We start from the raw sequence: 23,435 nt of genomic DNA on the forward strand, positions 1-23,435 counted from the left end.
ATATAATTAAAACCAAGGTAGCTTATGATCGTTATTCATCGTGATATGTTTTGGTTTACCCTAACCGCAGATTGTTTAATCTGTTAAATTCACCGCTTAGCTGTTTGGCGTTTATATGAGTGTGGCAATCGCCGCGCATTTATGTGACTCTCTCGCGCCGGACACTTGGTTATGACTTACTGATCTCTTATGTCTTTAATTGCTTTTTTTGGTGCGCTTGAAAGCGGTCTGATTTATGGCCTTGTTGCACTTGGCGTCCTGATCTCATTTCGTACGCTCGACTTTCCTGATCTGACGGCTGATGGCAGCTTTCCGCTCGGCGGCGCTGTCGCTGGTATCTCTATCGTCGCTGGTATCAACCCATGGCTAGCTTGCGCGTTTGGTATGCTCGCAGGATCAGTCGCAGGTATCGTCACGGCATGGCTCCACGTCAAGCTGGGTATCTTGCAGCTACTTGCCAGTATCTTGGTGATGGTCGCGCTATACTCTGTCAACTTGCGCATCATGGGTGCGCCAAACTTACCGCTCCTTGGTGAGACCACTGTATTTAGCAGCTTGGTAACCGATGGCAACGGCTATTGGATGCGCTGCTTGATCATTGGGGTGGTGATCTTACTGGCCAAGCTGTTTTTAGATTGGTTTTATAACACTGAAACTGGCTTGTCGATGCGTGCCACAGGCTCCAACCTACGGATGGCACAAGCCCAAGGAATCAACACCTCATGGATGACCATCATCGGTATGGCCATATCCAATGGTCTAATCGCACTGGCAGGTGCTTTGTTTGTACAAACACAAGGCGGCGCGGACATCTCTATCGGTATCGGTACCATTGTCATTGGTCTAGCAGCCGTCATCATCGGTGAGACCATCATTCCTGCCAAGCGTATCTGGCTGATTACCTTTGCTGTTATCGTCGGGGCGGTACTATATAAGCTTTTTATTCAGGTGGCGCTATCGAGCGATACACTACGTAGCATCGGCTTTGGTCCGCAGGATTTAAACCTAATCACCGCCCTACTGGTGGTACTGGCACTGGTACTACCAAAAGCCAAAACCAAGTTTTTATCTCGCAAGGCTCGCGCTTAATAGTGGGTAAAGTAGCAATACAAGCTTGAAGTGACTGTCTTAAAGTGACAATAAGGAATAACGACTATGATGCAAGCCACAGATTTGCGGTTAACCTTTAACCCAGGCACCCCTATCGAAAATCCGGCGCTACGCGGCATCAATCTCAACATTGCAGATGGTGAGTTTGTGACGGTGATTGGTACCAATGGTGCTGGTAAATCCACGTTTTTGAATGCTGTTAGTGGTACCACACGTGTCGATAGTGGCTCAATCTTACTCAATGGTATTGATGTCACCAAAAAAACCGCGCATCAGCGCGCGCACTGGGTCGCTCGCGTGTTTCAAGACCCGATGGCAGGCACCTGCGAGGCGCTCACTATCGAAGAAAACATGGCACTGGCGTACAAACGTGGCGGCAAGCGTGGGTTGAGCTTTGCCTTAAACCAAAATAACCGTGATTTGTTTCGCGAAAAGCTGTCCGTGCTTAAACTGGGATTAGAAAACCGCTTAACTGACCGCATGGGATTGCTATCAGGCGGTCAACGTCAGGCAGTTAGCCTCCTGATGGCCTCGCTCCAGCCTTCCAAAATCTTATTACTAGATGAACATACGGCTGCGCTTGACCCGAAGACAGCAGCGTTTGTCTTGGAGCTGACTGATAAGATCGTCACAGACAATAGCCTCACGACGATGATGGTCACCCACTCTATGCAGCAGGCGCTGGCGCACGGCACGCGCACGGTAATGCTACATCAAGGCCAAGTGGTCTTAGATGTTGCAGGAGACACTCGTCGCGGCATGACCGTCCATGACCTGCTCGATATGTTCGAGCAAACCCGTGGTGAAAAGGTCGAAGACGATAGCCTGATTTTAAGCTAAGTCATTGATATTATGCACAGCGCTTATTTAAAAACAGGTCCCTGATAGCTGGTAAATAGACCGCAAAATGAGGCATCAGTAAGGATATGCCCTAAGTGTCAAGCAGCACCAGCTTTTGAATCAATTCACTGACATGCTGCGCTCGCATCTTTTTCATCACCTGTGAGCGGTGCACCTCGACTGTGCGCACGGCAATATCTAAGTGGTCGGCGATGACTTTATTGATATTACCTTGTAGCAGCTCATCGGCTACCAGCTTTTCTTTATCCGTCAGCTGAGCATACAGCTTGCGTATCTCGTACAGTTTGGCACGCTTGATGGTCAATGATTGCGCCTGTGCCAACGCTTGCTGTAGACGCTGACTGCCTATGGGTTTTTCTAGATAGTCGGCCGCGCCCTGTTTGAGCATATTTACCGCATCAGCAATCTCGCCATTACCTGTCAAAGCGATGAGCGCCATAGGGCTATCATGATTATTCAGATACGCCTGTAGCGCCTGCCCGCTCATCTCCGGCATCATCAAATCACTGATGATGACAGCGGGATGATAGATATCTACCTGCTGCAAAAACGCTAACGCACTCGGCCATCCTTGCGCTTGCACCCCCAAACTCCCAAGTAAAAACTCACAAGAGAAGCGCACGCTTTCTTCATCATCGATGATATGAACGACAAGGGACTCAGCGCTGGTTTTTGGTACATGGTCAGATGACATCATAGGCGTATCTTGACCGTTCTCAGAGATGTGTGTCAAAGGGGAAAAAATCATATAAACCTCTTTGGCCCAATTGAGTGATGATAAATGATGGTGTTTTTAAATGTAGGTTGCGCAGCATCGAAGGCATGCAGCACACATAAAACTTATACCCATCACGCTTCACAATTTATAACCGTTTTTGTCAACTGGCTATATTACTGCCCGTTGTTTTTATCAAGTACAGACAGCGGCAAATAAAAAGAGACTTGCGCGCCTATCGTATTTGCTGGCGGCTGGCCTAGATGCGCGGGTAGCGACTGCAGTTTACCCTGTAAGGTGCGCCGAAAGCGATAGGTCTGAGCGTTTGCCACAAGATATTTATAGAGCTCTGCGGCCACTTTGATATTACTTAGCGCTATCTGTGCCTCTATGGACTTACACAGCCGCTGACAAATCATCAGACCCAACCCCAGACCGTCCGCTTTGCTCGACTGCGCGGCATAATATCCAGATGCAGTTTCGTGCTGATGAGACTGAGCCAATTGCCGCGCATCAAATCCTCCTGCGTCGTCACTGACATGCAGCGCCAGCCACTTTTTGTCATCGCGGCTATCTATCTGACAGCGTAACGAGATATTTGTCGCACCTTGCTGGGCGGCATTGCTCATGGTATTGATAAGCAGTTGCTCTAAGAGCAGATGCGGCAGGGTCAGGCCTTTATAGTCAGTTATCAGCCAAAAATCGATACCGCTCGCTTTATCACCCAATAATAAAACACACTGCCGATAGGTCGCTCTGATGTCGACCCTCACGTCATCGGCGGCGCTCCGCTGCGAGCGTCCCGCCCAGCTGCGGATATTGTTGACGATCGCTGCGACACGTTTGGTCTCATGGACGATCTGCTCTAAGGCATTTTGTGTCATTTTATTGTTTGTCTCTTTATTATTTATTTCTGTCTTAGTCTTATTCTGATACCGTATCAGCAGTCCTTGTGCGTAGTTTTGGATAGTTGCCAGCGGCTGATTGATTTCATGGGCGATGGCACCGCTCATCTCACCAATGACCGCAAAACGCTCTGATTGGCGCAGCTGCTCATCATAGTCACGAATGAGACGGTTTTGCGTCAGTATTTTTTGGCGTCGACGCCATACCAGCCAGCTCATCCAGCCATAGTTGATGGTCGATATCAGGATAATAAACACCAGCACGCCGACCCCCAGCCGATGCGCTTGTATCCAGTCGAGCAAATGAGCGCTGAGCGGTTTTTGGGCTGGATGACGCTGCATCTCATACAAGACACGCTCAGCCTCCATACTAGACTCTGGAGGCAGCCAGCGCAGCCCTGCCGTAGACATTTGCTCTGCTGGCGGCGGGGCAAATACCTGCTGACTGACTTGCCGTACCAATGCCGCAGGTGCTTGCTCAGTGGCGGCCAGCGTCCAGTTGGGATAGATCGCTGTAGAAGACTTGCAGTTTGATGCGGTCGCGACTGGATGCAGTAGACGATATTGTTTGGCATGTATTTTCCCTTGCCGCGTCATCTCCTCCATCAAGCATAGCGGCACGATGGCAGCATCGACCCTGCCATGGGCCAAAGCCTGCAAACTCCGCTCAATCGGATAGCCGGTGAACTGTATATGATAATGACTGGGCGTGATGCCGTTTTGCTGTAGTAAATGCGCGCCCAGCAAATATCCACCAAACGCATCGGCATAAACTGCGGCCACCGTACGGCGCTGTAAATCTGACAAACGATAGATATTGCTATCGGCTGCCACCCATAAGGCACTGGCGACCGCTTCCATCGCGCTGGGCTGTTGCTGCGCTATCGGCTCAGGTATTTGGCGAAACTGCTGAGCCAAGCTAACCGTCGCCTGCGATGCACGTTGGGTGAGCGTATGTGCCCGAAAGCCTTGCACCTTATCATCGACCGACAGCGCCTGCTCAGACAACACTGTCGGCGCCTGCAACGTAGCCAGCCAGCGCCATTTGGTGGTATTCATTTTTATAAACTGAACTTGCGGACCCAGCACAAATGCAAACTGTTTGGCTTGTATTTGCTGTTGCCAGTTTTCTAATGCCAACGGCACTAATATCACCGTGTCCTCGGCGAGCTGCCGATTGATATCATCTAGCCATGGCTGCCAGCGATCTTGCGCGGCTCTCTCACCTTGCGGCGCCAGCACGCCCAAATAATACGTCTGCGCAAATGCTGTCGCGACACCTACCCCACTGTATAATGTCATCACAAGCAGCAAGACGGCACTAACAGACGCATGCCACACCGCCTTATTTTTAGAGCCTTTGTACATCGTACTCACTTCCCACTGGACCTATCAGTCGATATTATAAACCAAAACCCTAATTATAATGTGGTTTTCCACAATATCGCCAGTGCCGCGCCTGCCCTATACTTAACCATCATAGTACGACCTTTAAATCGTCATGCGCACCGTATGCAATCCTAGGGCATGGTGTGCTGGACACAGCTATCTTATGGAGGGTGGACGGATGAAAAACAAAAAGTGGCCACTGATTATCTTAATCATCGGTATTATCGGGCTGGTCATTGCCTTTATTATTGGACAATTATTGCCAAATATGCGCACCAGCACGAGCAATATCGAGGTCGATATCACCGATCCGGCCTTAATAAAAAAAGGCGCATACATCGCCCGTACCGCAGACTGTGTCGCTTGTCATACGACGCTTGACGGCGAGACTTATGCAGGCGGTCTCCCGATGCTGACGCCACTTGGGGCGATTTACTCAACTAACATCACCCCCGACAAAGACACGGGCATTGGCAATTATAGTTTTGATGATTTCAAAAATGCGGTCAAACACGGGGTACGCCGTGATAACAAAGCCTTGTATCCTGCGATGCCCTACCCGTCTTATCAGCTGATGCCAGATGAGGACGTGGCCGCAATGTATGCGTTTTTTATGTCTGATGTCAAACCCGTTCAGCAAGCCAACCTAAAGAGCGAGCTACCACCAGTGGCCAATTGGCGCTGGCCCTTAGCCTACTGGCAGGTGTTATTTGATCGCAAGCGTGAGTTTGTCCCTGAGACGGACGATGCGCTCTTGACCCGTGGCCAGTATTTAATTGAAGGCCCTGGACATTGCGGCTCTTGTCACACTGACCGCGGTATCGGCTTTCAAGAGGTCGCACTCAGTAACGCGGACTCCAACAAATATCTAAGCGGCGCGGTCATCGATGGCTGGCGTGCCAAAAGCATACGCGGCGAGCATCGCGGACTTGGCACGTGGACAGTAGCAGAATTAAACGACTTCTTTAAGACTGGCCGTACCGACACCACTGCTGCCTTTGGTGCTATGGCCGAAGTGGTCGAGCACAGCACCCAATACATGACTGACGACGATATCAACGCCATGTCGTCCTACCTCAAAACCCTAAGCCCTGCACCAAACAAAGAAGAAACCCTGCCGAATAAAGCAGACACCACCACGCAAAAACTGCTAGATGGCAACTATGACTCACGCGGCGCAATCCTTTACGCAGAGTATTGTCAAGTGTGCCACCGCGCCGATGGTCAAGGTGTCGCACGTATCTTCCCCGCCCTTGATGGTAATAGCGCGGTGTATTCTAAAAACGCGGACTCCGTCCTACAAATCACCTTAAGCGGCGGCCGGATGCCTAAGACCCCTTATGACCGTATGGCATTTACCATGCCTGAGTTTTCTAACTTAAGCGATGCGGATGTGGCCGAGGTGGTCAACTATGTCCGCAACAGCTGGACCAACCAAGCGCCCAAAATCGATGTCAATGACGTAGTAAAAATGCGCGCTTTTCTCGCCAAAAAACCAAAAACCAGTACCGATATCGCCCCAGACCTAAGCATTGACGCTGCAGAAAAAGGAGCAAACCAATGACCCATTTACTATTTACATTGCCGCGCGCTGCGGTTTATGCCATCTTAGGTGTCATCAGTATAAGCACTGTCAGCGGCTGCTCCAATCCTGACCCTGCTGAGCGCAATGCACCTGAATTTAACACGGTCACAGCCGACGATGCCAACGAAGATATCGGCACATATATCCTACCGCAAGACACTGCCATCTTATATGAGCCAAATGCTGAGGAAATATTTTATGGCAAGCGGCTCCTTAACGAAACCAAGCGCCTGCTACCAGAGCACGTCGGCGCGCAGATGAACTGTAATAGCTGCCATATATCACAAGGCAAAGTCCCGCTTGGCGACCCCTATATCAACAGCTATAACACCTACCCACGAGTGATGCCGCGTGCTGGCAAAGAAATCGATCTAGAAGCCCGTATCAACGGCTGTTTTCAGCGCTCAATGAATGGCAAACCCTTAGACCGTGAGTCACCTGAGATGCAGGCGATGATGGCTTATATGAAATGGCTGTCACAGAACACGCCAAAAGAGCACAAAGTCGATATCAAAAACGCAGGCGCTGTCGATACCTCATTGACACCGGACCCTATACGCGGCGAGCAAATCTATCAAGCACAATGCGCGACTTGCCATAGCGACAATGGCGAAGGGCTCAAAGACAGTCGCGGTGACATCGTTTTTCCGCCATTATGGGGCGATGAGTCTTTTAATATCGGCGCAGGCATGGCTCGCACCTATAAAGCTGCCGCCTTTATTAAATACAACATGCCCATGGGCATTCAGACTAAAGGACTATGGGGCCACGGCAATGTCCTAAGCGATCAAGATGCTGTCGACGTGGCGCATTTCTTTACCCATCAGCCGCGCCCTGATTTTGCAGGCAAAGTCAATGACTGGCCCAGTGGTAAAAAACCCAAAGACGCACGCTACTGATCGCCCTAAACGCGGCGTTCTCCGTGGTTGTCTTTAGCTGTTGATAAAGCCGCCCTAACAGAGCATACCTTTAAGAAAACGCGCTTTTCTTAAAGGTTTTTTGTTATCTATGGTTACTACTGCTACACACGGTACAGCGGGCATTATATAGTGATGAAACACCACCATTATGCCGCCATTTATCGATGAGGTCTGTCATGCGCAAAATTCCTGTTTACTCCCACCCTGCTGCAGGTTGGCCTGCGCTGATCTCCTCGACACGCAAACTGATGGATTATCAGACTTTTTTACGCGGTAGTGTCAGCGTCCTAAAAAGCAATCAGCCTCAAGGCGGATTTGACTGCCCAGGCTGCGCGTGGCCAGACCATAAGTCACATAAGCGCATCGACGTCTGCGAAAACGGCATCAAAGTCATCGCCAGCGAAACCATGACGAAAAAGGCGGATGCACAATTTTTTGCACGGCATACCGTCACCGAGCTGCAAGGCTGGTCGGGCTATGAGCTTGAGCATAGCGGGCGCTTATCAGAACCTTTATATTACGACGCCGTGCAAGATCGCTATGTACCGATTTCTTGGGAGGCCGCTTATCAGTGTATCGCTGAGCAATTAGGTCAACTTGACTCACCAGATGAGGCGTTATTTTATACCTCAGGGCGCGTGACCAACGAGCCTGCCTTTATGTATCAGCTGTTTGTTCGCAGCTTTGGCACCAACAATCTGCCTGACTGCTCGAACATGTGCCATGAACCGACCTCAATGATGCTCGGTAAACAGCTAGGCGTCGGCAAAGCGACAGTCATGCTAGAGGATTTTGAGCAAGCCAAGCTCATATTGATGTTTGGTCAAAACCCTGCCACCAACCATCCGCGCATGCTCGAGATGCTCGCCCACGCGCATGAGCAAGGGTGCCGCATCATCTCGATTAATCCCATGCGCGAGCAAGGCTTGAGTAAGTTTCGAAACCCACAAAAAACCACGCATATGGCAGCAGGTCAAAGTGATGATATGGTCGATGATGTCATTCAAATTCAAATCGGCGGTGATGCAGCGCTGCTAACGGGTATTGCCAAATGGCTGATTGAGAATAATAAAATTAATACCGATTTTATTACAACGCATACCTCAGGGTTCGAGCCATTAAAACAATGGCTGACCGAGCAATCATGGACGGATATCGAGCAAGGCTGCGGTATCGCTCAGACAGAGATTATCAGGCTTGCTAAGTTGGTCGCCGATAGTCCAGCGACCATTTGCACATGGGGCATGGGTATCACTCAGCATGTACAAGGCGATGACAATGTTGCGATGATTACCAATTTATTGCTGCTAATGGGTATGATTGGCATTGATGGTGCGGGCGCCTCCCCTGTTCGTGGTCACTCTAACGTACAAGGCGATCGTACCATGGGTATCCATGAGCGCCCAGCGCAAAAGCTACTCGATAGCCTAGCACGCGTCTTTAAGAGCCCAATGCCGCAAGCAGCAGGCTATGATGTCGTCACAGGCGCCAAAGCCCTTATCGAAGGTAAATTAAAAGTCTTTATGGGTATGGGCGGTAACTATGCCGTGGCCGCCCCCGATAAGAGCGCTATTCAACAAGCATTAACCACCACTCAACTCAATGTATTTGTAGGCACCAAGCTCAATGAAACCATACTCTACCCCGGGGCGCACAACCTAATACTGCCTTGTCTGGGTCGTACTGAGCGTATCCTGACAACAAAAGGTGAGCAGTTTGCAACGATTGAAGATTCAATGTGTCAGATAGTTCCAACCCAAGGTAAGCTTAAACCTGTGAGTGATACCTTAAAGTCTGAGGCAAAGATTATAGCGGAACTTGCAACACATGTACTTGGTGCTGACTCCTCTATTCCTTGGCTTGCCATGAGCGAAGATTTTGATCTCATTCGAGACTATATTGCTCAAGCCATTAATGGTTTTGATGATTTCAATCAGCGTATTCGTACCAATGAGCGCGGTTTTCATTTATACCACCCAGCGCGCCACCGCGTGTGGAATACAGACAGTGGTAAAGCACAGTTTATCGTGCCGCAATACCCCATCACTTATGTCGCAGCCCAAATGGCCGACACCGCCGCTGCCTTAAATGATGGCTTCAAACCCTCTGACAATGACAGCGCCCAAGGAATCGAACAAAAAATTTGGCAATTGACCAGTGTACGTAGTCACGATCAATTTAACACCATGATTTTTGGCTATAACGATCGCTATCGCCAGACCAACCGCCGCGACGTGCTATTTATGCATCCAGACGAGATGAGCCGCCTAGGCTGGCAAAAAGGAGATCAGGTGATGGTATCGCGGCACGCCAGCAGCTCAAGCCACACAGCGCATAAAAACAAGCCGCGCGTACTAGGGCCGCTCATATTGACTGAGATGGATATCGCCGCCAATGCCGTCGCCGCTTATTATCCTGAATGTAACGACCTGTTTGATTTGGATACCCATGCGCCAGACTCGCACATACCTGCCTACAAATCGACGACCGTGATCTTAGAGCGTGTGAATACAAGTGTTCAGACAGCCGAACCTGTATAAGTGGTGATAATCACTGAAAGTAATTTTGAGCAAAGTGAGCCCTCTAGCAAAATGGCTATGATGGCAGAGACAACTGAAACTAGAGTGATTATGACTGAGATATCTGAGGATAATGATAATGGCGCAGCCGAGACAATGCTCGCTCGCAAACATTTAGCGCAGAAGCATTATTACCCATCGGACAAGGCTCATGGAGCCGATATACCTCAAAGCTGTATTGAGTCTCAAACCACCAGTTTGGCAGTGGAAGCAGCTGTCGCTATTGTTATCAATGGGATTCATTATGCGGTACTGATGGCCAGCCCTTACCAACTAGAGTATTTGGCGGTTGGGTTCTTATTTAGCGAGGGCTTGATTCAGCACAGTCACGAGTTACTCGACTGGGAAGTGACACATCTTACGGATATTGCCATCTACCAAAAGTTTGCTCAATCCTTAAACGATGGGAATCTTGAATCCGCCTCCATTGAACAACGCTTAGAGCAATTTCAAGACTATGACGTCTATGTGGTAGAGCTCAGACTGAGCCAACGCTGCCATCAGCGCATCCAAGCCCAAAAGCGTCAACTGGCGGGGCGTACAGGCTGCGGTATGTGCGGTATCACGGGGCTGACACAAGCCCTACCTGATTTGAGCGCTTATACGCAAGATAGCCAACCAATTCAGGCGGCCTGCCCGCGTCTGGATTATCTATTGGATATGCGCCAGCAAATCACTGCCATGCAGCATACCCATCAGCTAACAGGGGCGGTACACGCTGCAGCGACCCTGCATGACGAGCAGCTGTATTTGTTTGAAGATGTTGGCCGCCACAACGCGCTAGACAAACTGATTGGCTGGCAGCTGCGCAACAAGCGAGAGCCAGACTGTGTGCTGATGACCTCACGCTTGTCTATCGAGCTGGTACAAAAATCGATTCGGGGGCGTATCCCTTGGCTCGTTGGTATGTCTGCGCCCACCAGTACGGCCGTACGGGTCGCCCAGCGCTATGGTTTGGGGCTGGCTGGGTTTTTGCGTGACAATAGAGTCACCTATTACACTGGCATTTGATGAGTATTGCCTAACCACATTTTCTAAATCCTGTCGTTATCACCGATTTGTTTACTTTGATACCCTCACATTGATCATTCAATACTGCCACCATTCAGTATGTTAGCCTTATTGATACCCTCACAAACACCTTTTCATAAACCCCATTTGTCAATGCCATTTTTCTTGAGGTCTGCCTCTGCCTTTTGGTCATTTATGACAGAGAACTGACCGATAGATTTGAGCTTCACAGCAGAATAGGGTACCCTTAGTGCACGAGTATGTTACACATAGTTAACATAGCTGTAGTTTTATTTATAAATACTGAGCCTATGGTGCGACGCATCAGGGCTGTAGCGTGTTTGATACTTAACTACAGGTAATGCGTCAATTACCTAATCATGGGCAAAAATTCGCTCATGCTTGGGTGTATTTCAGCCGGCTATATATAATATTAGCCGATAAAGCTGTCTACACTTAGCACCGTCATCAGCAGATGGCTGAGTGCTTATCCATAATTTTGCTGTAGATACCTGCCTTGTCAGCGCTCTATAGCAGCCAGCTACTATCAAGTATGACCACTTGACAGCGTGATGGACTACCCATCAACAGACGCATGCTGGTGACTGCCCTGCGATTTTTGTGAGACGTGGCTCACTGTTGCATGTGATTTTTCAAATGACGTACAACAGTGAGTGACCGGCATGATGTCAATGGACAGTTGTCATTTACAGGTTGCAGGATCTACTCTTAAAACACCAAGTGCGCCAGCGTGCTGCATTTGGGTCGGCGCTGACCGCTTTTTATGACGGCCAACTGTTAGCACTGTGTGATGCCTCTACATAAGAATTTTATGGGCTTTATTATATTCTTAAAAGCTTTGGATAAAGTTATACTATTAAACTTTTATTTATGTAAAATAATCGCGAGGTATGAATTTGAAAACTGAGTCACTGTTCCAATTTTCATCGTTAACCATTATTTTATTGTTGTTAGCGTTTTATGGCGGCACGTATTTGTTGTCATTGATGATCAAAAAAGACAAAGAAACCACTTCAGGATTTATGGTGGCAGGCCACGGCGTCGGCTTTGGCATGGGTGCTGCTAGTATGACCGCTACTTGGATTTGGGCGGCATCGTTTTATGCGGCGGCGACCTCTGGTTACAAGTATGGCGTGTCAGGGCCGATACATTACGGCTTTTGGGGCGCGCTGATGATCTTATTCATCTATCCTTTTGGTATGCGCTTTCGTGAGCTTGCACCCGATGGTCATACCTTAGGTGAGCTTATCCACGCCCGCCATGGCTCATCAAGCCAATTAATTTTAGCCATATCCAACCTTATGGGCAGCTTAATTAGCTTGATGGTCAACTTTACTGCAGCTGGGGCGTTGGTGTCGGTATTATCGCCATTATCGTTTCAGACCGGTGTACTTATCGCGGGTATCGGCGTCTTAAGCTATACGCTAACCTCAGGGTTTCGCGCTTCCGTCTTTACAGACTTTGCGCAATTGGTCGCTTTGATGGCCATCGGTATTGTCATTATTCCAGCGGTACTGTTTGCGATGGGTGGGCCACAAGTCATGGTCGATGGCCTCTCTAACCTCACGCTTGAACAGCAGGATTTCTTTTCATCCGAAGCGTTTTTTCAGCAAGGAGCGCCCTATTTTGTCGCTGTACTTGCTTATGCGATTGGTAACCAAACCATCACGCAGCGCTTGTTTGCGATCGATAAGACTAAGATTAAACAGACCTTTATTACCGCCACGGTCGGCTATGCTGGTATCGTCATCGGTCTTGGTATGATCGGATTGATGGCTTTGACCATCGGTATCGAGCCGCTAAATGGCGATATGAATAATCTGATTCCGCAGATGGTCAGCACTTACTTGCACCCTGTATTTATCGCCTTGTTCTTTATCTTGGTCATTGGCTCATTGTCATCGACAGCTGATTCGGATTTGTCGGCCTTATCGACCATTATGATGGCGGATGTGTATGGCAAAAACATTGCCAAAGGCCGCGTCAAGCCTAAAACGATGATGCTCGTTGGTCGTAGCACGATGATTATCGCCACCGCTGCCGGACTGATCTTTGCCAGCTTTAAGCTAGATATCTTGGTGATGTTGGTCTTTGTAGGGGCGCTGTGGGGCGCGATTGTTTTTCCGGTCATCGCCAGTGTGTTTTGGAACCGCGTGACCAATACCGCCTTTACCTCGGCGGTCATCGTCGGCCTGCTGCTATTCTGTGTGGTACGCTTTGAGCTGCTACCGATGACAGGCTTTACTGCCCTTTTCTTTGAAATACTGGCCAGTGTGGGCGCCGCAGTCGTGATTGGACTGATGGTCTTTGGCTTTTTGGGTCGTAAAATCGGCATGGTAGCGGCAGCGATCACGCTGGTACTGATGCTCATTTTTGCCACAGGCTTCTTACGTCAGTACATGGTACTACTGGCCTCACTAACGGCCTATGGTGCTAGCACCATCGTTTGTATCATCGTTAGCCTCATGGGTGATGAACACTTTGATTTTGCTTTAATCAATCAACGTGTCGGCGATTATGATAAAAAAGCCAAGGCATCGACCTCTAAGCTTTCATAAACACAGGTAGCGAGCACCGCTTGCGGGTTTGGCAGTTGGTCAATATGTGACCGGCTGCACAGGCAACCCTTCATAAATACGATAAGGAGATATCATGGACAACGTCTTTATCTACGGCTTATATATTTTAATTTGGCCAGCCATTACGCTCGGCGTGCTGGTATTGATTTGTACCGCGACTTATCGCGACATCAAACGAGCCAAACGTAATAACGAAGAGATATTATAAAAGTACATACTCAATGATCAGTACTCTCATCAGTGAGTCCGGCTCGCTGATGAGCCTGAATACGCAAAAAACTCATAAAAAAGCACTAAAATCAGCACAAGTGAGCATATAAGCTATTTTTAGCCAAAAAATGACTTGTAATTTAAATTATTTTTGCTAATATAGTCCACCTTGATTGGCTGGATGGCAGAGTGGTCATGCAGCGGACTGCAACTCCGTTAACGCCGGTTCGATTCCGACTCCAGCCTCCAATTATTTATTAACGTCATGTTAATTTAGGCTTGCATTATTAGCATAACCGCTTATAATAGCGACCACTTATCTTACTAGCGAAAAGCACTATCAACGCTTTTTAATGTATAGATAACACAAGTTTTGCCCGGGTGGTGAAATTGGTAGACACAAGGGATTTAAAATCCCTCGCTCTAACGAGCGTGCCGGTTCAAGTCCGGCTCCGGGTACCATTATAGTAGTACGAAAAAACCGCAAATCATAACGATTTGCGGTTTTTTTGCATTTGTGTCAAATACATAAGTTACAGAATTGATAAAAAATCGAGCAGACCTATTATCGGAGCACATTCTGGCACCTATGGGTCTGCCGATTACTGCTTCACACGGCTTACAAATAGCAATGAGCAGCCTTAATGACACTCACCAAAGCGTTGCTAATGACGTGACGTAATAAGCCCGGTGTCAGTAGACAACACTGCGTTGACTAAGACAAAACACGCTATTCTCAAACATGTCAGCCATACCCTGACTTTATACTAGAAGATAAAGCACACTCTGCTGCTCTGCATTAGCGGCAAAATCCTACTTTGGCTCAGACTGCTCATCACATTATGTCAACGGTGGTAGCGCCATATCCAAATTGAATATTAAAACAGGTAAACCTCACGCTTTTACAGCACCTCCAAACTGACAAGCCGATTTTTTCGATATTTATTGGAGATAATATCACTGATGAAATGGGATTCGCTGCGGTACAAGGAGACCTAGAGTCTCAACCGTCTCTAAAGAACAGCACATCCCTATCCCATTCATCAAAAACCACCTAACAGATCGCCCTTCTCTCTCAATAACAGGCATGGGTACCAAAAAGTCGGTAGCTTGGTATGCGTAACCGTATTGGCTTATTTTTACACATTTCCTTTGGTTTTTTGGCAGCCGCTGCAACAAAACACCAAGCTGATTTATCACCTCGCGCACTACGACCTACTTGGCACGCAGACCATGCAAGACAAAACCAAGGCAACGGTCGTCTGTCAGCCAATCATGTCAAAATCATGTCATAAAAAAAAAGCCAGCCACCTAAGTGACTGACTTTCTTTAAAATATTTGGTGGAGATGGCGGAAACTAAACTACAATCATAAGTCACTGATAATAAAAGCTATTAATATTTTAAAAATAGGCAATACCAACCATAATACCAACAATCGTTTTTGATAATGCTCTTTTTTGGCTGTTTGCTGCTTCACTCAATATTATTTTGTAATTATTTTCACTGTTTGCCGTTTCAACATTTCTCGACACGGTAGGGCGGTATAATTGTTCAGGACTTCGCAAGCGGTGACCGCTGACATCTGCATATTTTTACGACCGCAAAATTAAAAGTTTAGGGGGTTGCTTTTTGGCTTCATGGGGTTGAATTGCTAATCACTGCACGCGCTCGGTAATGGCACTTAAATGCGTGCGTTTTTAATGCGTTTCTGTGCATCTGCTAATTCCCACCAATGGGGGTTATCTGCTCAATAGGTTTTTACGCATTATAAAAAGGCGTTTACCTGTCCGAAAAGTCGCTTATGCTGCCTCGTGTTACTTGTCTTGAAACTATCAATCACGGGCAGAATATGCCCCGTGTGCGTACTGTTCCCGAAACGTGCCCCTAACGTGTCCAACAATACATTTTTAGCCCCTCTTACGATGTCCGAAAAGTCCCTTACGATACCTGTGCATAAAGTCCCTTTTATGGACTCAAAGAATTACCCTTAGTCGATTTAGAACAGTCCGAAAACAGTCCCTTTTTATGGACTCCAAGTATTATTTTAACGGCTTTTTTTATGGACTCCAAAAACTACCCTCTACGATGTCCAAAAACCCCCTTTTATGGTGTATGAAAGCCCTAAAACGTGCTGTTATTCTCTTTTAAAGCAGTCCGAAAAACTACCCCCTTTTATGGACTCCGAAAACTCCTTTTTTATAGTGTATGAAAACCCTGTAATTGGTGTCTGCCTCGCGTGCGCGCGCGATACTTGTCCATTAATTAGCTAAGCCCTTATGCTGCATAGCTTTGTGATATTGGCAATGATGAGGGAATGCCATGCAAAATGTTAGCATTTGTTAGCATTAGCGGCGTGTGATTTGGTTTTGAATGTAAGGTTTTATCAGGTTTTGAATAACAAGTTTTGACAAGTCGGTGCCTGCATTAATCGGTTTTGAATTTACGATTTTATATGGTTCTAACCTTGTGGTAATCATGGGGTGGTAGGCGCTGCCAGTAATAAAATGAATGTGAGGTTTTATGAGGTTCTAACGTGTCCGAAAACCTTAGTTTCTTTACACTATAAAAAGGGTTTGGCAGTGATCGCCTGACGCGTCCGAAAAGTCGCACTTCATTAAGTGATAGGCTCAAATCTGAGCGCATCTATTTTACTTTGACGACTCTATGCTGTTTTAGTGAAGCTATAACGCTGTAGGCTAATGATGGTCATGCTTTGCGCTTAACTTACCCCATTGGGGGTTAGGCAATCGGTAAAACGTGGTAAAAAGAAAAATGCTTTTAAACCTTAACATTTATTAACATGCTGGCAGTTGGCAAACTGATCTCACGATAAGCATCAAGCACAAAAGAAGGCAGACGCTAAACGGCTGCCCCCTTGTCTTAACCGCGCCTTTGCCGTTTACGCTTCTGCCAGTGGCTCATGGCTGGCTTTAGGGATCAAGGTCATTTGTAAGCCCATACCGTCAATAATTTTCAGCATAGTGTCAAAACGTGGCTTCTCTGATCGCAATGTCTTATAAAGACTTTCACGTCTTATGCCTGTCTTTTCTGCCAGCTCGTTCATGCCCTTTGCTTTTGCTACATCGTTTAGTGCTTCGATAAACTCACTAGGTGCGCCATCGGTCAACACTTCGTTCAGGTAAGCATTGATAAGGGTTTCATCTGTTAGATATTCCGCTACATCAAATCGGCTAGTTTTAATATTAGTCATTGGGGTGTTCCTTTTCTTGATCCTTAACTTGCTGCCACAAGGTGCAAGCCTTAGAAATATCGTTTGTTTGGCTGTCTTTACTGCCACCTATCAACAATAGATAGAGTGTATCGCCTTGCTGGGCATAATAGACACGGTAACCATTGCCTTTGAATATTCGCATCTCATAGATACCGTTTGTATTGGCTAATGGTTTATGGTCACCAAAGTTACCGCCTTGCGCTCGCTTAATACGTGCCAATATGCCAACTTTGCCTAACGGGTCTTTTAGCTTGTGCAACCAACGCTCAAACTGTTCTGTTTGGTCAATATTAATCATAGGGTTAGATTATTAGAATACTTATAATTCATTGTAAACTTTTGGATAATATATAACAAGCTATGACTGTGCTTGCTGTGTTGTTTATTGTTGATCCATAAAAAAGGCAGACGCTAAACGCCTACCAATATAGTTTTGTACCTGTAAAAAGTCGCTAAAGTTGCTAAAGTTCCGCTAAGCCTTACCAGCTTTGGCTTGTAGCTTAGATTGCACCTGCTAAGGTGCTGCTAAAGTTGCTATAGTTCCGCTAAAGTTCCGCTAAAGTTCGCTAAGTTTAGCTAAAGTCTAGCAAGTTTAGCAATGCTTAGCAGCGCCCTACCTAAAGTTAAGCCCTTGACTGGCAAGGGCTGTGTGAAGTTTAGCAAGTTTAGCAGCTTTTTAGGGTAGCTAAGTTTAGCTACGCTTAGCTATTCATCAGTAATTAGCTTTGGATTGATTAAAACTAAGCGCCTGCGCCCGTCACTCTCTAACCTGATATGCCCCATGCTTTCTAAATCATCAAGTAAGCTATTAAGTTTCTTACCTCTTAGGGCATTAGGTGCATTCTGTGACACAAACGACTTATTCAATATCGGTGGCTTCTTACCCCTCGCCTTATCCACTAGCCAGCTGCTTAGCTTCTCACTGTCGTTCTGTTCACCCGTGGGGGTGGCATCAAGGTAGCGTAGGCGCTCGCTGGTTGAGTATTCCACAAGCATAAAAGCGCGGGCAATATCATCAGTAGTGATCTCCTTGCGCCCCTCAAAGAACGCCATTAATGATGCGATACGGCTCGCATTCTCTGCCATACGTGACGCATATGCCTTTAAATACTCTAATGCTTGCCCTTGTGCCTGTCTGTTCTCTATCGCTTGCATGTGCTCATAAAAGGCTTGTTCTGCACCCTTAGCCCATTGCATCTTAGTACGCTGCGGTGTGCCTGTGTTGTCATTGGGCTGGCTTGCTGGTAATGGATCAAGCAAGCTCTGACAGCGTGACCAGTAGGCGATTAAATCAGGGTTATCATACGGGCTGTCATTCCTGCGCTTTTCATCGTCCCATACTCGATGACCGCGCAAGTCCTCAGGGCAAGCAATCAAGGCACGGGCTAAAAAGCCTTGCCCATTCATTAAAGGATCAGTTAGTGCCTTCTCTAATATAATGCGTTGCCCCTGTAGTAATAGAGTCATACGCACGTTATGGGCATCTGTTTGCGGTGTGGCATAGGCGGACTTTTGTGATCTTAACCGTGATACTTCACCATCACTATATAGCTTAGTGATTGCAGATAAGGCACTGCCTGCGGTGTCACCCGTCATAGTATGACCGTTAAAGTATTGACCTGCTTCATCAGTGGATAGACTAGCGTTGCTCATTTCTCCAGCGACAAACCTATCTAGTATTGGCTCAATGGTTGCATCGTCAAACATAGTCTTAGGATTGTAGGGCTTTGGGTTGTCATCTAAAAACTCTGATAACTCCTTGCCCTTCAAACTAGCCTTGTCACTTTCCCATGCTGCCACATCGTCTAAGTATCTGGCATATTGCTGGCGCTCATACTCTTTGATCTTAAAGTGAGTTAAGCCCATCGCCTGCGTTTTGCCGCTACCGCTTTCGCCCTCTGTGATTAGAATAAGACTGGCTGGCATGTGACCGTGCCCCATCGGTGCATCAATGAAGCGTTGCCCCATGTGTGCCAATGCCCCTAAAACGCATTGCCCTGCCATGGCAAGCGGTACTTGTGCATAATATGCCACGGCTTCGATAACTTGCCTTAATAGCCCTGTGAATGCGTTAATAGGGTATGGTGTCGGCTTGCTTGGATCATTGGCTAAGGGTTCAGGCTCGCCCCATATCTCAGCTTGTAGATCGAGTATGGTTGTATCATCAAGGGTTAATATCTCTCTATAGCTAAGCTCGCCATATTCTAAATGCTCTAAGAGAGTTCTAGCGCCAGTAATAACCCCTTTGACGTTTGCACCTTTAAACGGCTGACACGCTTTGTCTTTCTCGTCTAAGGTGGTAAAGATAGTCACGGGATAGGCTTCGGCAAAATGGCTGACCATGCCATTAAATAGCAGCTTATCAAGGCTCACCAGTAGCGTGACGTTATCCGCCATAAGATAATAAGCAAGCGTGACAGCATCATTTAAGTTATCAATCGCTATAATCTCTTTGCTACTGTCTAACGTACCAATGATGAAAGCTGACGGCTGCATACGATCAATGATAATCGGCTTTTGAGTGCTGTTAGGTGTGACACTGGCAAGCGTGACGGGCTGGTCTTGATTGTTGTTTAATACTAGCCCTATCGTGTTCTCTGTCAGCTCTCTCTTACCTGTATCAAAGCCCGTGGTTATGGTAATATCGCTATCAAGGTGCAATAGCCTGTCTTGTATGCCTAACTGCTCACATAGGTTATAAAGATTAAGCAATATATTGTCATCTGCCAGCCCTTGCCGTGTGGCTGCATTAAAACGACCTATCATGTCTAAGCCTGCGCTCAATGCGCGGGCTTTTTCATGGGTGTTTGTTTGTAGTGTGGTGGTCATCTAGTCCCCCTTGCGTGTGACTGTTTAGGCTGGCGCGTGGCTCTGTACTTCTTGTAGTAGCTTTTGCGCTTGGCATGCTTACGGCTTTGCTTTGGTGGGTAGCGTTTCATTGGCTGCCCTCCTTGCCGTAACCTGTCATTGCTAGGGTGTCGTTAATGCGCTCTAATTTTTCATATAGTAGGCTTGCCCATGTGTCGGTGGCATCATGTGCAAGGCGTGCCATTGCTGGGACTGTGTGCGTTTCTATCTTGTCATAGTGAATGAGTGCCAGTAATTGACCAACATCATACAAGGCAGTAGCAGCCCCGTTAATGTCACAAGCAATATCTCTTAGATCAAAAGCTGATAATAAAACCGCTTCTTTGTCGTCTGCTTCGGTGGTGTCGATAACTTTACGCTGGTTTGATTGGCTGCCATTGTATAGCGCGGCTATTGCTTGGCGGTTGGCTGGCGTGTCGTGGAATAACTGGGGCAGTGCGTAGCAGTCATCATGATAAGCCCTACCATCAGCGCGATATAGGCACTCAACATTGCCAATATTGATAGTAAGACAGTCTTTTGACTTTTGGACTAGCTTATAAGTACCACTGCCCACAGACGGGCACAGCACGCTATCACCTGCCTTGAATGTGGCTAGTGTGGTGTTGGTAGTGGTTTGGGTGTTTGAGGTCGTACGGATTGAATTAGGCATTATGATGCCCTCCTTGCGTTGTTTTTTGAGTATGTGCCACGCTATACGATGAAAGTATAGGGTGACGGGTCTTACTCTCGGTCACGCAAGCAACCGCCCCGCATATTCGCCTTTCGGCTGTTTTATTTTGCAGCGTCAACCCGTCATAGTCGGTCGGTGAGGTGTTCACCTTAGATATGATGGTTTGCCCCCTTGTGGCGCATGTGTGCGCTTGTGGGGCTATGCTTGAATGGATAGGGACAGCTTGAGAGGCTGCGCTATTATCAGGCACAAAAAAAGCCAATGAATAACGGTCTGGCTTACCGCTTGCGTGTTTTCTTGAGAGGTCTATATAGTAACCGCTGCTATCATCACTTGCAATCGGTTTTGCTTGTACTTGCTGGCAAGCTACCAATGACAGTAGCAAGCCAATACCTATCACCCATGCCATAAAGATGATAAATCTCAGTAGTAAGCCTCGTTTATGTGGCTGGCTGTCGCTGTGTGCCCCGTGCTGGGGCTTTGGGTTGGTTTTGGTGTTATTATTACTCATGGCTTGTTACCTCCTGTGGTGCTGACAGTAGGCTGTCTAACTGGTCGCTTAAGTCCTCACTGATAGCGGCATTGCCTGATAGTGCCATGATGACCGCATTAATAACGCCCTTTGATACCGCGCAATCAACTTGTACCGCTTGCAGCGCCATTAATAAATGCTCAGTATCGAGCGTTAATAACACTAGGCGTTCATTGATATGCTCTAACTGGTCGCTTGATACGCTGATATTATTTTTCACTGTCAGTATCTCCTACAAAGTTAAGGCTAGGCTGCATCTGTTTAAGCGTGCTATCAATTTGCTGTTTTAGTTGTGGCTTGATCTGCTTTCCACCAACACAAAGAAAACGACCTGCACTGGTAAGCCCATCATCAACAATTTTGAGGTCATGGCATAGATCATTAAGCCGCTGGCTAAGTGCTGTCTGCTGGTTTGCGATTGCATCAAAAGCCCGTATGACCAATAACTGAAAGCGTGGGCTGATCCACATGGCATAACTATAGACAAGCTCACGGCATACAAACGTGCCTTGTTGCGAGTTACCACCTTGAATAACTTTGTAAGCTATTGAATTTGTTCCGTTACTCATATCTGAGGAACGCTCTATTTCATCAATTAAACCCTTTGTGGCTTCTAACCGCATGAAGTTACTGGCTTGGTGCTTCTTATTACTGCCACTGGCTCTATGTAGGTCGTTGAGTGAGTAAAGCCCATCTTTCATGCCTATGGTGCTGTTTGAGATAGTAAGCATGATTAAGCCCCCTCTACTGTTTGCTGTGCTGGCGTGTCTATCCAGTAAATTTTGAACGTCTTACCATTGCGTTTGACTGTCTTATCTTGAATAGCCACGCCTTGCGCTCTTAGCTCACTGATCCGCTGTAAAAAGCATGTGATTTGCCATAGATCAAAGGCTTCATAAGTAGATAGGCTGTGACCTGCCAGCATGTGATTATGGATAATCTGCTTATAGCTTTTTTTGGTTTGCCGTGTGCTCATGGTTTACACCTCGCTAGTGGTTGAGGTGTGAGAATTAAGCCATTCGTGAACGTCTGCATAGCTCCATGCTGTCATAGTTGGTGATAGCTTTCTGCCAGCTGGGAAACGTCCATCTTTTGACCATTCAAACAAGGTGGTTTTGCTAAAAGGTAGGAACGGCAAAATATCCTTTGCTCTGCCCATGCCAGTAGTAGGCAGTTGCATAGCTGGACTGTTTGCGGTGGTTGGTTCGGTGTCGTTCGAGGTATTATCAGTAAAGGGAATTACTGGCGTGTTTTGGTTTGGGTGTGTCATTAGATATAGCTCCATGTAGTAGTTTGGCGTTATGCCTCTGCTTACATGGGCTATGTTATGGACTGGGGTTATTTAAGGCATTGTAAATACAATCTGTAAATCGTATTTACGATTTCTTTTTAACATCTTTTAACTTCTTATTCGCATCTTGAAACAGAATATTTATATTATCTTTTTTGATGCCAAATATTTTCATTTCATCAATGTAGCTTGATAGCCCTGTTTGTGACGGCTTATTACTACTGTTTTCGCTGTCATTTTTAAAATGATAAGCGCTAATATCAGGGTTCAACAATAGGTCTTTTAAAACTGCTATTAGACAATAGGCGCTATCTTTTGGGGTTAAATCTTTATCATCGGCTGGCTTGTTTATCGGTTCAGCTTTGGCTTGTGCTAGTTGGTTTTCGAGGTCTGCTATTTGCTCTTTTAGCTTTTCGATAGTATCAGCATCGGCTTCGGTTTGGCTGAAAAGCTTGTCTAGGTCTAACTTGGGATAAAGCAAATCGTGAAAAGTAATTGAATAATCCTCTTTCACTTTACGATAATCAAGAATTTTGTTTTCGACAATTTCTTGCTTTCCATCTACGTGATAAGGCTCAATAGTACAGTTGATAATATTAATGTAGTTTGAACAGTTGTTTTCAATCAGCCTGTTAAAATTTCTATCACTGACAAAATAATAATCATTAACCCTCATGTCATATTTGATATCTGTTAAGACTATTTCATGGTTATTGAAACGACCTGATTTCCTTGTTATTACTTTTTTTTCTAACCAATCCACACTACCAATATAATGAAATACTGGATTTAGTTTACGACTTCGCACAAGTTGAATGATAGTTTCAATAAGTCTGTCCTGGTCTATTGAGCATTCTAAATTAAAATCATAGCTACACTTATCTGCTAAGTAGTCGGCAACATCATTCAATGTTAAAAATTCTTTAATATCATATAAAGCCACAATTCACAC

General features: G+C 46.7%; 20 protein-coding genes and 2 tRNA genes. 10 read left to right on the top strand and 12 right to left on the bottom strand.

All coding sequences use genetic code 11. The features are described from left to right. The first annotated feature begins 189 nt into the window (after positions 1-189). Positions 190-1,089 carry an ABC transporter permease gene (locus tag JMX98_RS09270; protein ID WP_075101629.1) on the top strand — a complete coding sequence of 300 codons (900 nt, stop codon included), beginning with the start codon at positions 190-192 and terminating at the stop codon, positions 1,087-1,089. A gap of 66 nt (positions 1,090-1,155) precedes the next feature. Beyond that, entirely contained in the window at positions 1,156-1,950 is a 795-nt protein-coding gene (locus tag JMX98_RS09275; protein WP_100749770.1) for an ABC transporter ATP-binding protein, read from the top strand. 91 nt (positions 1,951-2,041) lie between these two features. Here JMX98_RS09275 and JMX98_RS09280 read toward each other — a convergent pair whose 3' ends face one another. Both JMX98_RS09280 and JMX98_RS09285 read right to left on the bottom strand, forming a co-directional pair. Next, positions 2,042-2,719 carry a response regulator transcription factor gene (locus JMX98_RS09280; protein ID WP_201586090.1) on the bottom strand — a complete coding sequence of 226 codons (678 nt, stop codon included), beginning with the start codon at positions 2,717-2,719 and terminating at the stop codon, positions 2,042-2,044. A gap of 143 nt (positions 2,720-2,862) precedes the next feature. Beyond that, on the bottom strand, positions 2,863-4,959 hold the full coding sequence (locus tag JMX98_RS09285) for a PhnD/SsuA/transferrin family substrate-binding protein (RefSeq protein ID WP_227680111.1): 2,097 nt from the start codon (positions 4,957-4,959) through the stop codon (positions 2,863-2,865). A 199-nt stretch (positions 4,960-5,158) separates the two neighbouring features. On the opposite strand from JMX98_RS09285, the gene JMX98_RS09290 reads away from it, so the two are divergent. The 8 genes from JMX98_RS09290 to JMX98_RS09320 all read left to right on the top strand — a co-directional run bounded on the left by JMX98_RS09290 (position 5,159) and on the right by JMX98_RS09320 (position 14,347). After that, positions 5,159-6,544: a cytochrome c gene (locus JMX98_RS09290; RefSeq protein ID WP_227680107.1), complete on the top strand. Its 1,386-nt coding sequence runs from the start codon at positions 5,159-5,161 to the stop codon at positions 6,542-6,544. Further along, positions 6,541-7,464 (top strand): c-type cytochrome, encoded by a 924-nt coding sequence (locus JMX98_RS09295; protein WP_201586093.1) that lies wholly within the window; start codon positions 6,541-6,543, stop codon positions 7,462-7,464. Before JMX98_RS09290 ends, JMX98_RS09295 begins: the two co-directional genes overlap by 4 nt. A gap of 197 nt (positions 7,465-7,661) precedes the next feature. Further along, complete coding sequence (locus JMX98_RS09300; RefSeq protein ID WP_201586094.1) at positions 7,662-10,025, top strand: FdhF/YdeP family oxidoreductase; 2,364 nt, start codon at positions 7,662-7,664, stop codon at positions 10,023-10,025. A 90-nt stretch (positions 10,026-10,115) separates the two neighbouring features. Then, positions 10,116-11,075 carry a formate dehydrogenase accessory sulfurtransferase FdhD gene (gene fdhD / locus JMX98_RS09305; protein ID WP_201586095.1) on the top strand — a complete coding sequence of 320 codons (960 nt, stop codon included), beginning with the start codon at positions 10,116-10,118 and terminating at the stop codon, positions 11,073-11,075. Positions 11,076-11,986: 911 nt separating this feature from the next. Further along, positions 11,987-13,654 carry a sodium:solute symporter family protein gene (locus tag JMX98_RS09310; RefSeq protein WP_227680108.1) on the top strand — a complete coding sequence of 556 codons (1,668 nt, stop codon included), beginning with the start codon at positions 11,987-11,989 and terminating at the stop codon, positions 13,652-13,654. Positions 13,655-13,748: 94 nt separating this feature from the next. Further along, positions 13,749-13,883, top strand: coding sequence for a putative transporter small subunit (locus tag JMX98_RS14090; protein WP_208855952.1), 135 nt, complete (start codon positions 13,749-13,751; stop codon positions 13,881-13,883). 177 nt (positions 13,884-14,060) lie between these two features. Then, positions 14,061-14,134, top strand: a tRNA-Cys gene (locus JMX98_RS09315). A gap of 126 nt (positions 14,135-14,260) precedes the next feature. Next, positions 14,261-14,347 (top strand) — tRNA-Leu (locus JMX98_RS09320). A 2,439-nt stretch (positions 14,348-16,786) separates the two neighbouring features. Here the strand turns inward: JMX98_RS09320 and JMX98_RS09325 are convergent. From JMX98_RS09325 to JMX98_RS09370, 10 genes are all read right to left on the bottom strand, one after another. Beyond that, entirely contained in the window at positions 16,787-17,098 is a 312-nt protein-coding gene (locus JMX98_RS09325) for an addiction module antidote protein (RefSeq protein ID WP_201586096.1), read from the bottom strand. Next, complete coding sequence (locus JMX98_RS09330; RefSeq protein WP_201586097.1) at positions 17,091-17,417, bottom strand: type II toxin-antitoxin system RelE/ParE family toxin; 327 nt, start codon at positions 17,415-17,417, stop codon at positions 17,091-17,093. Before JMX98_RS09330 ends, JMX98_RS09325 begins: the two co-directional genes overlap by 8 nt. A gap of 407 nt (positions 17,418-17,824) precedes the next feature. Continuing rightward, complete coding sequence (locus tag JMX98_RS09335; protein ID WP_201586098.1) at positions 17,825-19,948, bottom strand: DUF3987 domain-containing protein; 2,124 nt, start codon at positions 19,946-19,948, stop codon at positions 17,825-17,827. Positions 19,949-20,054: 106 nt separating this feature from the next. Next, positions 20,055-20,639, bottom strand: a complete 585-nt coding sequence (locus JMX98_RS09340) for a hypothetical protein (protein ID WP_201586099.1) — start codon at positions 20,637-20,639, stop codon at positions 20,055-20,057. Then, on the bottom strand, positions 20,632-21,171 hold the full coding sequence (locus tag JMX98_RS09345; RefSeq protein ID WP_201586101.1) for a hypothetical protein: 540 nt from the start codon (positions 21,169-21,171) through the stop codon (positions 20,632-20,634). The genes JMX98_RS09340 and JMX98_RS09345 overlap by 8 nt, the downstream gene beginning before the upstream one ends. Beyond that, a complete protein-coding gene (locus tag JMX98_RS09350) occupies positions 21,164-21,412 on the bottom strand; it encodes a hypothetical protein (protein ID WP_201586102.1) in 249 nt (82 codons plus the stop codon). Before JMX98_RS09350 ends, JMX98_RS09345 begins: the two co-directional genes overlap by 8 nt. Beyond that, a complete protein-coding gene (locus JMX98_RS09355; protein ID WP_201586103.1) occupies positions 21,402-21,923 on the bottom strand; it encodes a KilA-N domain-containing protein in 522 nt (173 codons plus the stop codon). The genes JMX98_RS09350 and JMX98_RS09355 overlap by 11 nt, the downstream gene beginning before the upstream one ends. 2 nt (positions 21,924-21,925) lie before the next feature. Beyond that, a complete protein-coding gene (locus JMX98_RS09360) occupies positions 21,926-22,168 on the bottom strand; it encodes a helix-turn-helix domain-containing protein (protein WP_201586104.1) in 243 nt (80 codons plus the stop codon). 3 nt (positions 22,169-22,171) lie between these two features. Next, a complete protein-coding gene (locus JMX98_RS09365) occupies positions 22,172-22,462 on the bottom strand; it encodes a helix-turn-helix transcriptional regulator (protein ID WP_227680109.1) in 291 nt (96 codons plus the stop codon). A 106-nt stretch (positions 22,463-22,568) separates the two neighbouring features. Beyond that, positions 22,569-23,426 carry a hypothetical protein gene (locus tag JMX98_RS09370; protein WP_201586105.1) on the bottom strand — a complete coding sequence of 286 codons (858 nt, stop codon included), beginning with the start codon at positions 23,424-23,426 and terminating at the stop codon, positions 22,569-22,571. Positions 23,427-23,435: the final 9 nt, after the last annotated feature.

Origin of the sequence: Psychrobacter sp. HII-4 (assembly GCF_904846595.1) — a bacterium.
GTDB classification, from domain to species: Bacteria; Pseudomonadota; Gammaproteobacteria; order Pseudomonadales; family Moraxellaceae; genus Psychrobacter; species Psychrobacter celer.

What these genes read in the sequence shown, in the direction of transcription:
- JMX98_RS09270 (WP_075101629.1), top strand. Translation starts at nt 190, where the DNA reads ATGTCTTTAATTGCTTTTTTTGGTGCGCTTGAAAGCGGTCTGATTTAT.
- JMX98_RS09275 (WP_100749770.1), top strand. Translation starts at nt 1,156, where the DNA reads ATGATGCAAGCCACAGATTTGCGGTTAACCTTTAACCCAGGCACCCCT.
- JMX98_RS09280 (WP_201586090.1), bottom strand. Translation starts at nt 2,719, where the DNA reads ATGATTTTTTCCCCTTTGACACACATCTCTGAGAACGGTCAAGATACG.
- JMX98_RS09285 (WP_227680111.1), bottom strand. Translation starts at nt 4,959, where the DNA reads ATGTACAAAGGCTCTAAAAATAAGGCGGTGTGGCATGCGTCTGTTAGT.
- JMX98_RS09290 (WP_227680107.1), top strand. Translation starts at nt 5,159, where the DNA reads ATGAAAAACAAAAAGTGGCCACTGATTATCTTAATCATCGGTATTATC.
- JMX98_RS09295 (WP_201586093.1), top strand. Translation starts at nt 6,541, where the DNA reads ATGACCCATTTACTATTTACATTGCCGCGCGCTGCGGTTTATGCCATC.
- JMX98_RS09300 (WP_201586094.1), top strand. Translation starts at nt 7,662, where the DNA reads ATGCGCAAAATTCCTGTTTACTCCCACCCTGCTGCAGGTTGGCCTGCG.
- fdhD (WP_201586095.1), top strand. Translation starts at nt 10,116, where the DNA reads ATGACTGAGATATCTGAGGATAATGATAATGGCGCAGCCGAGACAATG.
- JMX98_RS09310 (WP_227680108.1), top strand. Translation starts at nt 11,987, where the DNA reads ATGAATTTGAAAACTGAGTCACTGTTCCAATTTTCATCGTTAACCATT.
- JMX98_RS14090 (WP_208855952.1), top strand. Translation starts at nt 13,749, where the DNA reads ATGGACAACGTCTTTATCTACGGCTTATATATTTTAATTTGGCCAGCC.
- JMX98_RS09325 (WP_201586096.1), bottom strand. Translation starts at nt 17,098, where the DNA reads ATGACTAATATTAAAACTAGCCGATTTGATGTAGCGGAATATCTAACA.
- JMX98_RS09330 (WP_201586097.1), bottom strand. Translation starts at nt 17,417, where the DNA reads ATGATTAATATTGACCAAACAGAACAGTTTGAGCGTTGGTTGCACAAG.
- JMX98_RS09335 (WP_201586098.1), bottom strand. Translation starts at nt 19,948, where the DNA reads ATGACCACCACACTACAAACAAACACCCATGAAAAAGCCCGCGCATTG.
- JMX98_RS09340 (WP_201586099.1), bottom strand. Translation starts at nt 20,639, where the DNA reads ATGCCTAATTCAATCCGTACGACCTCAAACACCCAAACCACTACCAAC.
- JMX98_RS09345 (WP_201586101.1), bottom strand. Translation starts at nt 21,171, where the DNA reads ATGAGTAATAATAACACCAAAACCAACCCAAAGCCCCAGCACGGGGCA.
- JMX98_RS09355 (WP_201586103.1), bottom strand. Translation starts at nt 21,923, where the DNA reads ATGCTTACTATCTCAAACAGCACCATAGGCATGAAAGATGGGCTTTAC.
- JMX98_RS09360 (WP_201586104.1), bottom strand. Translation starts at nt 22,168, where the DNA reads ATGAGCACACGGCAAACCAAAAAAAGCTATAAGCAGATTATCCATAAT.
- JMX98_RS09365 (WP_227680109.1), bottom strand. Translation starts at nt 22,462, where the DNA reads ATGACACACCCAAACCAAAACACGCCAGTAATTCCCTTTACTGATAAT.